The sequence below is a fragment of the Flavobacterium ajazii genome, from assembly GCF_010614725.1.
In the GTDB taxonomy this organism is placed as follows: Bacteria; Bacteroidota; Bacteroidia; order Flavobacteriales; family Flavobacteriaceae; genus Flavobacterium; species Flavobacterium ajazii.
In genome coordinates this window covers 498,639-511,989 of record NZ_JAAEHL010000003.1, presented here as the reverse complement: position 1 = coordinate 511,989, position 13,351 = coordinate 498,639, and the positions used below count along the sequence as shown (strand labels likewise).

Here is a 13,351-nt window from a genome sequence, read left to right as displayed (position 1 = left end):
TATGAAAAATTTAAAAAGAACAATGTTTACAACCGCATTTGTATTATGCTGCTTAACAAACGTAAAAGCTCAGGACACTAAAAATATAAAAGAAAAAACAGTTAAAACTACTTCGGTTTCAGAGTTGAAAGCTGCATTAGAAACACTGGCTCCAACTGTTGTTGCCTTAGATAAAAGACGTTTGAAAACCCGGCATGAAACGGCTAAAAACTCAATTAACAATGTTCGTTAAAATAAATAACAGAAAGATTATGCTTTAAAATACTTTTCTAATAATAACTGAGCGGCTGCAAAAGGTGATATTTCATTATTTTGCACCGCTTTTTTAATTTGCTCCAATTGCGAAACAATTTCAGGTCTATTGTAAAAGTTTGATTTCAATTGTTCGTTGATGGTTTCCATCATCCAAAACTGATTTTGTTCTGTTCTTTTTTCCTGAAAGAAGCCATTTTCATGAGTCATTTCAAAATATTTCAAAATCGTCTCCCAAACTTCTGGAATGCCTTCTTTGGTAACAGAGCTGCAAGTTGTGACTTTTGGCTGCCAGGTTGATTTTTTGGAAGGGAATAAATGCAAAGCTCTATTGAATTCGACTTTGGCTAAGTTTGCTTTTTTGATATTGTCTCCGTCAGCTTTGTTGATGACAATCGCATCTGCCATCTCCATAATACCGCGTTTGATACCCTGAAGTTCATCACCGGCACCTGAAATTTTGAGTAATAAAAAGAAGTCAACCATACTGTGAACGGCTGTTTCACTCTGACCTACACCAACGGTTTCAATGATAATGGTATCAAAACCTGCAGCTTCACAAAGGATAATCGATTCACGTGTTTTTCTTGCGACTCCTCCTAAAGTTTCACCGGAAGCACTTGGACGTATAAAAGCGTTTTCGTCTTTTACCAATTCTTCCATTCGGGTTTTATCTCCTAAAATACTCCCGTGAGAAAGTGAACTGCTGGGATCAACGGCAAGTACAGCAACTTTTTTTCCTAATTGGGTAAGGAAAGTTCCAAAAGCTTCAATAAAAGTGCTTTTTCCAACACCCGGAACACCAGTAATTCCTATTCGGATTGATTTATTGGCTTTAGGTAAACATTCTTTAATGATTTTATTTGCTTTTTCAGTATGCTCAGGATTTGTGCTTTCGATTAGAGTAATGGCACGGCTTAGGGCTGTTCGGTTTCCGGAAAGTAATCCTGAAACAAGTTCTTCAGCGGATGGTTGTTGCCTGCGTTTGTTTTTAATTTGGCAGATTGCCGATGCATTGGTGATTTCGGGAGATGAAATTCCAGCTTTTTCGTTTAAACTGCCGGCCTGCTTATTTGAACTTGACAAAACACATTTTTTAGAATTGTAAAAGTACTGAAAACAAAAACAGTTTCAAAAGCAGAAAATTGCCTTGGAAACTGTTTTTTGTTAAAACACGAATTAATTATCTCATCTTTAAATTCGTGCTAATTTGTGAAATCTGTCTTTGATTAGTATGCTGCAGTAAATCGTACCTGATGGTGTTTTGGAGTTTCTGTTTCATCAGCAATCACAACGGCTAAATCTTCTACAGACAAAATACTTCTTTGCTCTTCATTAAAAACAGGGTTTTCCAGACCTAAACGATATTTTCCGGTTCTTCCGGTTTTAGTTCCCTGATGCATTTCAAAAGCCGGGCTAAAAAATGCCCAGTCCAGTTCTTTTTCTTCCTTAATGATATTCAGATAATGCCTTGCTGCGTTGGCGCCCGGGTAAATTTCTTTTGGAAAATCAGGCGTATCTACAGCTTGTAAATCAGGAGCCACGAATAAACTTCCTGCGCCGCCAATAGTAATAAAACGTTTTACACCGGATTTCTTTACGGCTTCCTGAATAGCTTTTGAACCTGCTAAAAAGTCATCATAAATGTTCGGATTTGTCCAGCCTGGATTATAAGCATTAATAACGGTATCATGGCCTTTTAAAATTTCTGCCAATGCATCAACATTAAAAATATCAGCGGCAACCCAGGTCGCTTTTGAGTTGTCTTTTGGAGTTCTGGCAATAGCCGTGATTTCATGTTTTCTGTCTGCTAATTCGTTTAAAATAGCTGTTCCAACGAAGCCTGTAGCTCCAATAAGTGCGATTTTCATAAGATATAAATTTATTTAGTAATAAAAAAAGTTACAGTTTTGATTAAAAAAATAGTTTTAAAACTGAGCCGAAAAATCTTCCAATGTGACATCATTCAATTGTAAACTAACTTTTTGATTCATTTCAGCATATAATACAGCTAAATTTTCATTGATTTTTTTTCCAACCGGACAGTCAGGATTTGGCTGGTTTTTAGCATAACCAAGACCTATCTTTTCAAATGTCATTTCAAATACTTCTTTTAAAGTGAGTTTTGAAGCATCTACAGCCAGTTTAGTACCACCGTTTTTGCCTTCTTTGCTTTCTACAATATGATGTGCTTTTAGGTTTGCTATTTCTTTTCTTACCAAAACAGGATTAAGATTCATACTTCCGGCAATAAACTCTGATGACAAATAATCATTCGGGAATTTAGTGAGCAAAGTAAGAATGTGAACCGAGATGGCAAATTTACCTGAAAGCATACTGTAATAAATTATGTTACAAATATAAGGTGTTTTATAAAGCAAAAACTAATTTTAACGTTTTTTTTGATGAAAAGTAAAAAGTAACTAGTAATTAGTATTTTGATGTAAAAATGAATCTATTAAAGTGCTATGACTTTTCTTTGAAATATATCTGTTTTTGACGAATCATTTGGACTAATTACTATTCACTTTTCACTAATCACTAAGTAATAAATGCCTACTTTTGTACGCAACTCTTGATATGAACAACTTTATTTTAATATTCTTCTTTTTATTTTTAGGATTGCTTTTGCAAAAGGTGAAAGGTTTTCCGTCTAATACTTATAAGATTTTAAATAAGATTGTCATTTATTTATGTCTTCCCGCAATTACCTTATATCATATTCCGAAAATAAAATGGAGCAACGAATTGTTGTTTCCGATTGGAGCAGGCTGGATTACTTTTATTCTGGCATTTGTATTTTTTCATTTATTAGGAAAGAAGTTAAAATGGTCCAATAAACTGATTGGCTGTCTTATATTAACTGCAGGATTAAGCAATTCATCATTTTTGGGTTATCCTATAATTGAAGCTTTATTTGGGAAAAAAGGTTTAGAAACTGCTGTTTTGGTTGATCAGCCGGGAACATTTGTGGTGGTTTCAACATTAGGGGTTTTTGTTGCTGCGTTTTATTCTAAAGGAAGTCCGGATACGTTGAGCATCATTAGAAAGGTATTATTATTTCCTCCTTTTTTAATGTTCGTCCTGGCTTGTTTGATGAATGTCTATGACTACGATTTAGATTCAAATATTCAATCCATTTTATTAAAAGTAGGAAGCTTTGTAACACCACTTGCTTTATTATCCGTAGGATTACAGTTGAGTTTTGACAGAAAAAGCCAGCACTGGAAATTTTTAAGACTTGGACTTTTTTTTAAACTTATTCTGGTGCCATTTGTAATTTTAGTTTTATACGTCTTTATTTTCAATCAGCATTCTGAGGCTATCAAAATAACGATTATGGAAACCGCTATGGCACCGATGATTACGGGAGCAATTCTGGCTTCGACTTATGGTTTGAAGCCAAAATTAAGCAGTATGATGGTTGGTTTCGGAATTCCAATTTCCTTTTTAACTCTCGCAATATGGTACTTTATTGTGAGTTTTATTTAATTATGAATTAATTATATAGGGAAAATAGAATTTTAACTAATTTTTAAATTTTGATTGTCTTCTGAATGCATTTTTTAGTTAATTTTAGAGGAACTAAAAAATATAATTATGTCAACATTAAGATTAGGCGATATAGCTCCGGATTTTCAGGCCGAAACTACACAGGGAACAGTTAATTTTCATGAATGGTTAGGAGATTCATGGGGTGTTTTATTTTCGCATCCGGCAGATTTTACTCCGGTTTGTACAACTGAGTTAGGGACAGTGGCGAATTACGTTCCTGAATTTACCAAAAGAAATACTAAAGTTATTGCTTTGAGTGTTGATGGTTTAGATTCGCATAAAGAGTGGATAAAAGATATTAACGAAACTCAAAATACAGAGGTTAATTTTCCAATTATTGCAGACGAAGATAAAAAAGTAGCGAATTTGTATGATATGCTGCACCCAAATGCAAGCGACAAATTTACAGTTCGTTCTGTTTTTGTAATCGGACCTGATAAAAAAATAAAACTGACCTTGACGTATCCGGCTTCGACAGGAAGAAATTTTGACGAATTACTTCGTGTTATTGATAGTTTGCAGTTAACAGCAAATTATAGTGTCGCAACTCCTGCAAACTGGAAAGACGGACAAGATGTTGTAATCGCTCCTGCAATTCCGGATAGTGATATTCCGGCAAAATTCCCAAAAGGGCATACACCAATCAAACCATATTTACGTTTGACACCGCAGCCAAATAAATAAGTTTTTTTAGCTTCTAGATAATGAGGTGCTAAGTTTCTAAGATTATGATCTCGGGAAATTAGCACCTTAATCGTTTATATCTCCTTAGCGGCTTTTCAATAACTCAGCCATTTTTTTCTTTTCTCCAACGACCCATATAATATCATTTTGCTGTAAAATCAAACTAGACTCAGGATTTAGGATTCGGTTTCCGTTTCTTTCGATTCCAACCACCATTCCGCCGGTTTTTCCTCTAAACTGACCAATGCTTTTTTCTATAAAGGATTCATTAGAAACCTCCAACTGACGCAGTACGACTTCGGATTCTTCAATATTTTTAGCAGCTTCAATCTCATTCTGGTTTAAATATTTAGTAAATTCAGTAATTTGAGCATCAGTACCAATTACGCAAATTTCATCACCTGGAAATAAACGTTCAGTCTTAGTAGGAATTGGAATTGTGATTTCACCGCGTCTTATATAGGCAATATTGATACCCATTTGTTCACGGATATGTAGTTCTTCCAATGTTTTTCCGGCCAGATTCGATTCTTTTCCAATATCAAAAATAGACATGTGGCCGTCCCAGGGCATTAAATTGGCATATCTTCGGTCTATTTTTTTATTTTCACGATCGTTTAAATTCTTCAAAAAGTGATTTTCGATTTTATGATATTGTTCATTTAATTTTTTCGGAAAAATCTGGTATGCTCCAATAGCGATAATAAGTGCGATAAAAGCCACTAAAGGAGAGAAGAAAATATTCAGCAAGAATCCAACAAAAAATAATCCCAAACTCATTCTGATTAAGATAAGCATTAAAAGTGCTCCACGATATTTGCGTTCTTCCCAAAGTACTTCAACTTCATCAACTTTTACACGACGCAGCGAAAGTGCCCATAAAAAAGGCGCAATTACGATTAGAGTTATGAATGCTGCTAAAGTATTTCCAAATCTAGTATCGGCAACTAAAGGTGCTACAAATTTGGATGACAATAAAATAATTGCTGTAATAATTATAGTATGAAGGATAATTTGAGTTATTGAAGAACGCAGTACAATCTGCCAGGTACTTACCGATTTTATTGCCTGGGCATTTACACTATAACGGTTGATGTTTTTAACCCATTTTTTAGGTAATTTTTGTTCTAAAGCATGAGCAAACGATTCTGAATATTTAATTAAAAAAGGTGTTGTAAAGGTTGTAATGGCTGAAACTGCCACAATTATAGGGTAAAGGAATCCGCTTGTAACTTTTAGTGTCATGCCTAATGTGGCAATGATAAAAGAAAACTCCCCGATTTGCGCCAGACTCATTCCGGTTTGTACAGATTGTTTTAAAGGCTGACCTGATAATAAAGCTCCAAATGAAGAACTGAATGCTTTTCCAAAAATAGTTACTAAAGTGATAATCAAAACGGGAAGCGCAAAATCAACCAAGGTTATCGGATTAATTAACATTCCTACAGATACAAAGAAAACTGCTCCAAACAGGTCTTTTACCGGCTGAATCAAATGTTCAATTTTTTCTGCCTGAGTGGTTTCGGCAATAATTGACCCCATTATAAAAGCACCTAATGCAGGAGAAAAACCAACATTTGCAGCAAAAATTACCATCATCAGACACATGGCTAGTGAAATGATAAGCAGCATTTCATCTGTTAAAAGATGTTTGGCCTTTTTGAGAATGGTCGGAATAATAAAGATTCCACCCAAAAACCAGATAATTAAAAAGAAAATTAATTTTAAGACGGATTGTAATAATTCTCCGCCCGAAACTTCATTACTTACAGCAACGGTAGATAACAATACAAGCATCAAAATGGCCACGATATCTTCTACAATCAGAGCACCGAAAACAATTCCGACGAATTTTTTTCCTTTAACTCCCAATTCATCAAATGCCCGGATAATAATGGTTGTAGATGAAATAGAAAGTGTTGCCCCAAGAAAAATACTGTCCATTTTGCTCCAGCCCATCCATTGTCCTACGCAATACCCAATGAGTGTCATGAATACAATCTGGGTTATGGCAGTCACAGATGAGGTCCCGCCAACCTTCATTAGTTTCTTAAAACTGAATTCGAGTCCCAAACTAAAAAGTAAAAATATAACTCCAATTTCAGCCCAGACTTCAACACTCTTCATGTCGGTTATCGAAGGAAAAAAATCAAAATGGTTTCCGGCTAAAAAACCTGCAATCAGGTAGCCCAAAACCAAAGGCTGTTTCATTTTTTTAAAAATAAGTACAGCAATTCCGGCAGTCATCAGGATTAATCCCAGATCACTGATCAAAGGTTGTAAATGGTGTGTATTTTCAGCAGCGGCGGTTAAGGCAATCATATAAGGTGGTATTTTTTTTCAGGAGCTAATCCAGCTTTTCTTTTAAATGGAATTCGCGGAATTCCTATAAAAGGAAAAGTTAAGTAATCTGGTCTAATAACTCCGGGTTAAATAAAAAAAGCTATCCCGATAAAGATAGCTTTTTTTGACAAAATATTTTAGGTTTTCTTTAAATTCCTGTGTAATTGCTAGGGGTAATTGCTAATAACTCTGCTCTTACTGAATCAGAAACTTCTAAAGTTGCGATAAAATTATGAATGGCATTTTTATCAATTGCTTCATTTGTTCTTGTTAAACCTTTTAGAGCTTCATACGGATTTGGATATGCTTCGCGACGTAAAATAGTCTGAATTGCTTCTGCGACTACGGCCCAGTTTTTCTCTAAATCTTCAGCAAATTTAGCTTCATTCAAAAGTAATTTGTTCAAACCTTTCAAAGTAGCTTCAAAAGCAATTACAGTGTGGCCTATAGGAACTCCAACGTTTCTTAAGACAGTACTGTCAGTTAAATCACGCTGTAATCTTGAGATCGGTAATTTAGCAGCCAAGTGCTCAAAAATAGCATTAGCAATTCCTAAGTTTCCTTCTGAGTTTTCAAAGTCAATCGGGTTTACTTTATGTGGCATTGCTGATGAACCAATTTCACCCGCTTTGATTTTTTGTTTGAAATAATCCATTGAAACATACGTCCAGATATCACGGTCTAAATCTATAATGATATTGTTGATTCTTTTTAAACCATCAAAAAACGCAGCAAAATGATCGTAATGTTCTATTTGAGTAGTCGGAAACGAATGCTGTAAACCTAAACTCGTTTCAACAAATTTAGTTCCAAACTGCTTCCAGTCAATTTGTGGGTAAGCTACATGGTGTGCATTAAAATTTCCAGTTGCCCCGCCAAATTTACCTGCAAACGGAACATTGAATAACAAACGCATCTGCTCTTCTAAACGCTCTACAAAAACTAAAATTTCTTTTCCTAAGCGGGTAGGAGAAGCCGGTTGTCCGTGCGTACGTGCCAGCATTGGAATGTCTTTCCATTCCACACTTAATTCTTTCAATTTTGCAATTAAAGAAACTAAGGTTGGCATGTAAACCTGCTCAAAAGCTTCTTTAGTAGAAAGCGGAATGGCTGTATTGTTTATATCCTGAGAGGTTAATCCGAAATGAATGAATTCTTTGTGTTGAGATAAACCTAATTTTTCAAAAGCATCTTTAATGAAGTATTCAACCGCTTTTACATCATGGTTGGTTACTTTTTCAGTTTCCTTAATCCAAAGCGCATCTTCAGTAGAGAAATTTTTATAGATGTTTCGTAAACTGTCAAATAAATTTGAATCTACGTCTTTTAGCTGCGGTAAAGGAATTTCGCATAAAGCGATAAAGTATTCAACTTCAACTAATACACGATATTTTATTAAAGCTTCTTCAGAGAAGAAAGGTGCTAAATTTTTGGTTTTACTTCTATATCTTCCATCGATTGGCGATATAGCATTCAATTCGTTTAGAGTAGTCATCGTTATGTTGTTTTTCGAATGGTGCAAATATAAGGTATTGTTAAAACTTCTGAAAATTACTGAAGCTATATTATGCCTTAAATTATGGTTTTGAAAATTTTATCCCAAATCGTAAAGTAGAAACCATAATTACGAGATTCATTTTTGTGATGGTTGTTATGGAATTTTGTAGTTGAAATCCATTTGGTGAAATAATTTCTGTACCAAAAATCAGGAAAGATGTCTTTTTTTAAATGACCGAATATTCCGTATGATAAATTTAAGATGAGGTAAATAATGATACTCAAATAGTTAAATCTTAAAATCGTAATTAAAAAAAGCCAGATAAAGCCGAAGCCCAAAGTTTCAATCGGATGAAGCACATAAAGACTGTAAACATTAGTTTCAACATGTGTGTGGTGAAGCCGATGAATAGAGTTCAGCCATTTTATACGATGCGTCAGGAAGTGAAAGCAGAACATTAAAAAGTCCATCAAAATAATCAGCAGTAAAGTATCAAATAAGAAAGACACAATGGATGCTGAAAAATCTATTTTCAGGATTACCAGTCGATACAATTCGAAACCCGATATTGTTATAAATGTATTACAAATGAGAGTTGAAAATACCCATTTACGATCAGACTCTTTCAAAACAGTATTCTCAGGTTCAATTATTCGTCCGATTAAAACTGAAATATAAATTAAAACTAAGTTTTCAATCAGGAAGAAAAGAGCCAGATAACCCAGATTGAATTGCGATAACTGCTGTAGCCAGCTTTCAAAAATCATTTTGCCTTTTCTAAATTCAATAGTTTATCTCTCAAATCAGCTACTCCTTCTGAAGCAAATTTTGCAATCGTTTCAACCTTGTTTCTGATATTCGGAATTGAAATTGGTTTCGGATCAATATAAAAAACCGGTGTAATGCTATAGGTGTAACTGATTAATCCCGCAGCGGGATAAACTTGTAGGGAAGTTCCGATTACGGCGAAATAATCAGCGGTTTCTGTTATGGTAATCGCTTCTTCAAGTGCAGGAACATCTTCGCCAAACCAGACAATATGAGGCCGCAGCTGGTATCCGTTTTTATCCAGATCTCCGGTCGCTAAATCTTCGGTCCAGTCTAAAATCAAATCGCGATTTTTGGTACTTCTGACTTTCAGTAATTCTCCATGCAGATGTAAAACTTTAGTACTTCCGGCTCTTTCGTGCAAATCGTCAACATTTTGAGTGATGACGTAAACATCGAAATCTTTTTCTAATTCGGCTAAAATTTTATGTCCTAAATTCGGCTCAACCTCTTTAAGCTGTTGACGTCTTTTATTATAAAAGTCTAAAACAAGTTCCTGATTTTTATGCCAACCTTCTGGAGTTGCTACTTCCATTACGTCGTGGCCTTCCCATAATCCATCACTGTCACGAAAAGTTTTGATACCGCTTTCGGCACTTATTCCGGCTCCGGTTAAAACCACTAATTTCTTTTTCATTGTTTGAATTGTAATTATTTGGGTAATTGATTCACTTCTAATATGCGTACCATCGTAGGCTTTGATTTTGCCAGACCTTCACCGTCAACCTGATTTACATTTTGAAGAAAGATATGAAGTTTTTTTTGCTTTTCCCAAAGTGAAATGTCATAATTAGGTTCCCATTCGCCTATTGATGTTGTTGTTAAATCTGTTACTTTCCAATTGCTGTCTTTACTTAAATTCGTATAAGCCATTGAAACTTTGTTTTCTCTTTCACTGTCTCTAAAAAGAAGGTACAAATAGCGATTTTTTCCCTCTTCCTTAATTAATAAATCAGGTCTGGAAATCGGGATTTTTTTTGTGCCTCCGCCTCCTAAAGAAAAAGGTGTGTTTCGAAAACCTGTATTTGATTTTTTCCAGATGCCATTTTCTAAATAAACAATCTGAAACTGTGGTATATTATTTTCGCTCCAATAATTAGCGATATGAGGATTTCCGTTTTCATCAGCCGTCATCGAAGTTTGATTGATTAAACTCGATTTTTCTGGAATTTCCCATGCAATTTCTGCTGATGCAACAGTTATTGGTAAATTGTATTTTTCTCCGTTTGATTTTTCCCAAGTCAAACCGCCATCTAAAGAGCGGGCATAACAGATATCATGATTCGTCGAAACATCCCAGCTTTCTCTCCAAACCCAAGAAAGATGTATTGTGCCTTTTTTATCTACTTTTGCTTGCCAGTAGGCACTTCTTTTGTCTTCACCGTTTAATAGATTGCTTTGAATTTGCGACCATTTTTTATCTTTTACGGAATAGGAATTGATAATCATATTGCCTCTTCCCGAAGCACCGGAACGATAAAAGAATAATAAATTTCCGTTTGGTAAATTATAAAACTCAGGATATGTTACTTTTTGTTCGGCAACGCCGGTCATTGGTTCTTCTTTGTCCAAATCTAAACTTAATGATGATTTACTTTTTGCATATCGAAGTTTGGTGTCGTGATGATCCCAGCTTACATGAAGATATCCGTCTCCGTCTATAGTAATACTAATACTGTTATGAGCATCTTTTGAATTACCGGAGTAAGGTGTTTTTACGACTTCCCAGTTATCGGTATTTAGTTTTCTTTTGCCTAAAACTACTGTTCCATTTTCATCATAATAGGCAGTAAACTGAAATTCTTTGAAAGTAGTTACAGCATTTTTTCTGAATTTAACGGTATTGACAGAATTATTGCTCCATCCGTATCCAACAGGAATTTCTTTGGGAGTTTTTGTTGCACAGGCAAAAAGAGTTAGGCATAGAGTACACAAAATGCTTTTGTAAAAATGCTTCTTCATTAAGGTTAATTTTATGAGGTAGTTAGTAATTCGTAAAAATAACCGATTTTAAGAATAGTAGGAATTAAAACATACCAGTTTAGATTGATAAAGCTTTTGAGGTCTTTTGGTCATTTTGCCTGATATTATAAAATATTATTATTTTTGCCGCAAACAAAACCAAAATGATTGATTTAGATTACCTCGCTTTTCTTGAAAATATATTGACTGACAACCGAAAGGAACGATTTCTGCATGTTCTGGAAAATCGTACCAAACATTTTACAGTTGCAGTAGAAGATGTGTATCAAATGCATAATACAAGTGCGGTAATGCGCAGCTGTGAGGTTTTTGGAATTCAGGAATTGAATGTTATCGAACAGCGTTTTGGGAAACGAATTGATAAAGAAATTGCTCTTGGTGCCCAGAAATGGGTTGATATTAATCGATTTGATTCGGTTTCAGGATGTCTTTCAGATTTAAAAAGTAAAGGTTATCAGATTATCGCAACAACGCCTCATGAACAAGACTGCATGCTGGAGGATTTTGACATATCAAAACCAAGTGCATTATTTTTTGGAACAGAAAAAGAAGGATTGTCAAAAGAAATTATGGATAATGCCGATGGTTTTTTAAAAATACCAATGGTTGGTTTTACCGAAAGTCTGAATATTTCGGTTTCGGCAGCCATTATAATTCAAAACCTAACCAACAGACTACGAAGATCGGATATAAACTGGCAGTTGTCTGATGAAGAAATTTTAGCGAAACGTTTGGATTGGGCGAAAAACTCTATAAAAGATATTAAACGTATTGAAGCGCGATATTATCAGGAACATTAGAAATTTATCTGGCTTAGTGATTTCACATCTTTGATGTCATTAACATTTAATTCGTAATGATAAATTCCGTTATCGCCAATTGCAAACAAAGTATTGTTTTTAACGATTACATCAAAACATTCCTTGTCTATCGAATGAACTAATATTGGTTCAGCAGGATTTTGAATATTGAAAATTTTTATAACGTCATCGCACACCAATAAATAATCGGTATTAAAAAAGCCAATTCCTTTAGGGTGCATCAATGTTCTGCTGTGTATTAATTTTGGATTTGCAAGGTCTTTAGTGTCATAAACCTGTAATACGTTAATGTTATTTCCACAAAAGGTATTTGAATTTAGAGTTACAAAAGAGTGAGTTTCATTGGCAATTACCGGATCACAAGCTGTAAAATGTTGTACTGCGGATAATTTAGTGGGATTTTCAGGATTTTTGACAGAATAAATAAACATTCCGTTTCTCGATCCTATATATAGATTTTCTCCATAAGAGAACAAGGTCTCAATATTAAATCCAATTGAAATTTCATTTACTTTTACAGGCTTTTCTTTGTCAATTAAAGAAAAAACATTCAGTTTCATTTCATCCACACTATAAAGATAATGGCCTTTTATAGCAAAAACAGCTAATGAACCTCCTTGGCCAATATCTCCACTTCCTGATGAATCTGAATCGGAGCAACCGATTAAAAATAAAGTTGTTAGGACGTATATGAATTTTTTCATTGTAAATGCTGGTTTAAAAATGGGCTATTTTGAATTTCAGAATAGGGGTGATAGTAAATATTTAATGAATTGCTTTAAATTAAATATGAGTTAGAGTAAGTGTCGAAGGTGTATTATTTATATTTCCAGTCAATTACGATTTCGTTCCCCTTAGTTTCTGCAGAAAAACCATTTGGTGATTTCTTTTGAGGAAAGACATTTTTGTTTCTGTTCGTGATTTCAATTTTTTTTGTAGCAGCATTGTATGTTAGCGTTACCAGATCTACAGCCTGATTAATATAAATAACATCATCAATAATAGCCAGATCTGTTGCTCCCGGTGCTTTTATAAATTGTAAACGAACCGGATTTTTAGGATCTGAGTAGTCGTAGACATGAAATCCTTTGTTAACATCATTAATGAACATCAAGTCACCTTTTATATAAATTTTTCCTGACTTCATAATAGTTTGAGGATTTTCTAATACAATCGATTTTTCAAAACTGCTTCTTTCAACTATTACGGGTTTAAATTGATTGTCTTCCGGAGTATTGTCAAGACGTATACAAGAGCTAAAAGCATATGAAATTAATAGTAGAAGTAATGTTTTTTTCATATAAAATGTTTTGATAAAGATAACTACAATAAATTGTTTTTTTTTGAGTATTTTAAGTTTATTGATGGTTTTTTAATACTGATAATT

14 protein-coding genes are annotated in these 13,351 nt (G+C 34.3%); 4 read left to right on the top strand and 10 right to left on the bottom strand.

The genetic code is table 11. The features are described from left to right. Position 1 precedes the first annotated feature (1 nt). Positions 2–232, top strand: coding sequence for a hypothetical protein (locus tag GWR14_RS07665; RefSeq protein WP_163408436.1), 231 nt, complete (start codon positions 2–4; stop codon positions 230–232). 17 nt (positions 233–249) lie between these two features. Here the strand turns inward: GWR14_RS07665 and meaB are convergent, their stop codons facing one another. The 3 genes from meaB to GWR14_RS07650 form a co-directional block, all read right to left on the bottom strand. Next, the gene (gene meaB / locus GWR14_RS07660) at positions 250–1,338 is read right to left on the bottom strand and encodes a methylmalonyl Co-A mutase-associated GTPase MeaB (RefSeq protein ID WP_163408435.1); all 1,089 of its coding nucleotides are present in this window, start codon (positions 1,336–1,338) and stop codon (positions 250–252) included. A gap of 143 nt (positions 1,339–1,481) precedes the next feature. Continuing rightward, entirely contained in the window at positions 1,482–2,123 is a 642-nt protein-coding gene (locus GWR14_RS07655) for an NAD(P)-dependent oxidoreductase (protein ID WP_163408434.1), read from the bottom strand. Positions 2,124–2,180: 57 nt separating this feature from the next. After that, positions 2,181–2,588, bottom strand: a complete 408-nt coding sequence (locus GWR14_RS07650; protein WP_163408433.1) for an Rrf2 family transcriptional regulator — start codon at positions 2,586–2,588, stop codon at positions 2,181–2,183. A gap of 226 nt (positions 2,589–2,814) precedes the next feature. Between GWR14_RS07650 and GWR14_RS07645 the strand changes: the two genes are divergently transcribed. Continuing rightward, positions 2,815–3,744: an AEC family transporter gene (locus tag GWR14_RS07645; RefSeq protein ID WP_317165157.1), complete on the top strand. Its 930-nt coding sequence runs from the start codon at positions 2,815–2,817 to the stop codon at positions 3,742–3,744. Positions 3,745–3,852: 108 nt separating this feature from the next. Next, the gene (locus GWR14_RS07640) at positions 3,853–4,491 is read left to right on the top strand and encodes a peroxiredoxin (RefSeq protein WP_163408432.1); all 639 of its coding nucleotides are present in this window, start codon (positions 3,853–3,855) and stop codon (positions 4,489–4,491) included. Between the two features lie 84 nt (positions 4,492–4,575). On the opposite strand, the gene GWR14_RS07635 is transcribed toward GWR14_RS07640, so the two are convergent. From GWR14_RS07635 to GWR14_RS07615, 5 genes are all read right to left on the bottom strand, one after another. Then, positions 4,576–6,813: a cation:proton antiporter domain-containing protein gene (locus GWR14_RS07635; protein WP_163408431.1), complete on the bottom strand. Its 2,238-nt coding sequence runs from the start codon at positions 6,811–6,813 to the stop codon at positions 4,576–4,578. Between the two features lie 169 nt (positions 6,814–6,982). Beyond that, positions 6,983–8,329: an adenylosuccinate lyase gene (gene purB, locus GWR14_RS07630; RefSeq protein ID WP_163408430.1), complete on the bottom strand. Its 1,347-nt coding sequence runs from the start codon at positions 8,327–8,329 to the stop codon at positions 6,983–6,985. Between the two features lie 77 nt (positions 8,330–8,406). Next, complete coding sequence (locus GWR14_RS07625) at positions 8,407–9,099, bottom strand: sterol desaturase family protein (RefSeq protein ID WP_163408429.1); 693 nt, start codon at positions 9,097–9,099, stop codon at positions 8,407–8,409. Continuing rightward, complete coding sequence (locus GWR14_RS07620; protein ID WP_163408428.1) at positions 9,096–9,797, bottom strand: SIR2 family NAD-dependent protein deacylase; 702 nt, start codon at positions 9,795–9,797, stop codon at positions 9,096–9,098. Before GWR14_RS07620 ends, GWR14_RS07625 begins: the two co-directional genes overlap by 4 nt. A gap of 14 nt (positions 9,798–9,811) precedes the next feature. Further along, positions 9,812–11,122: a BNR repeat-containing protein gene (locus GWR14_RS07615; RefSeq protein WP_163408427.1), complete on the bottom strand. Its 1,311-nt coding sequence runs from the start codon at positions 11,120–11,122 to the stop codon at positions 9,812–9,814. Between the two features lie 164 nt (positions 11,123–11,286). On the opposite strand from GWR14_RS07615, the gene GWR14_RS07610 reads away from it, so the two are divergent. Next, complete coding sequence (locus GWR14_RS07610; RefSeq protein ID WP_163408426.1) at positions 11,287–11,943, top strand: TrmH family RNA methyltransferase; 657 nt, start codon at positions 11,287–11,289, stop codon at positions 11,941–11,943. Here the strand turns inward: GWR14_RS07610 and GWR14_RS07605 are convergent. Further along, entirely contained in the window at positions 11,940–12,668 is a 729-nt protein-coding gene (locus tag GWR14_RS07605) for an LVIVD repeat-containing protein (RefSeq protein ID WP_163408425.1), read from the bottom strand. The two genes, GWR14_RS07610 and GWR14_RS07605, sit on opposite strands and share 4 nt — an antisense overlap. A gap of 113 nt (positions 12,669–12,781) precedes the next feature. Continuing rightward, positions 12,782–13,264 (bottom strand): hypothetical protein, encoded by a 483-nt coding sequence (locus tag GWR14_RS07600; protein WP_163408424.1) that lies wholly within the window; start codon positions 13,262–13,264, stop codon positions 12,782–12,784. Between the last annotated feature and the right edge of the window lie 87 nt (positions 13,265–13,351).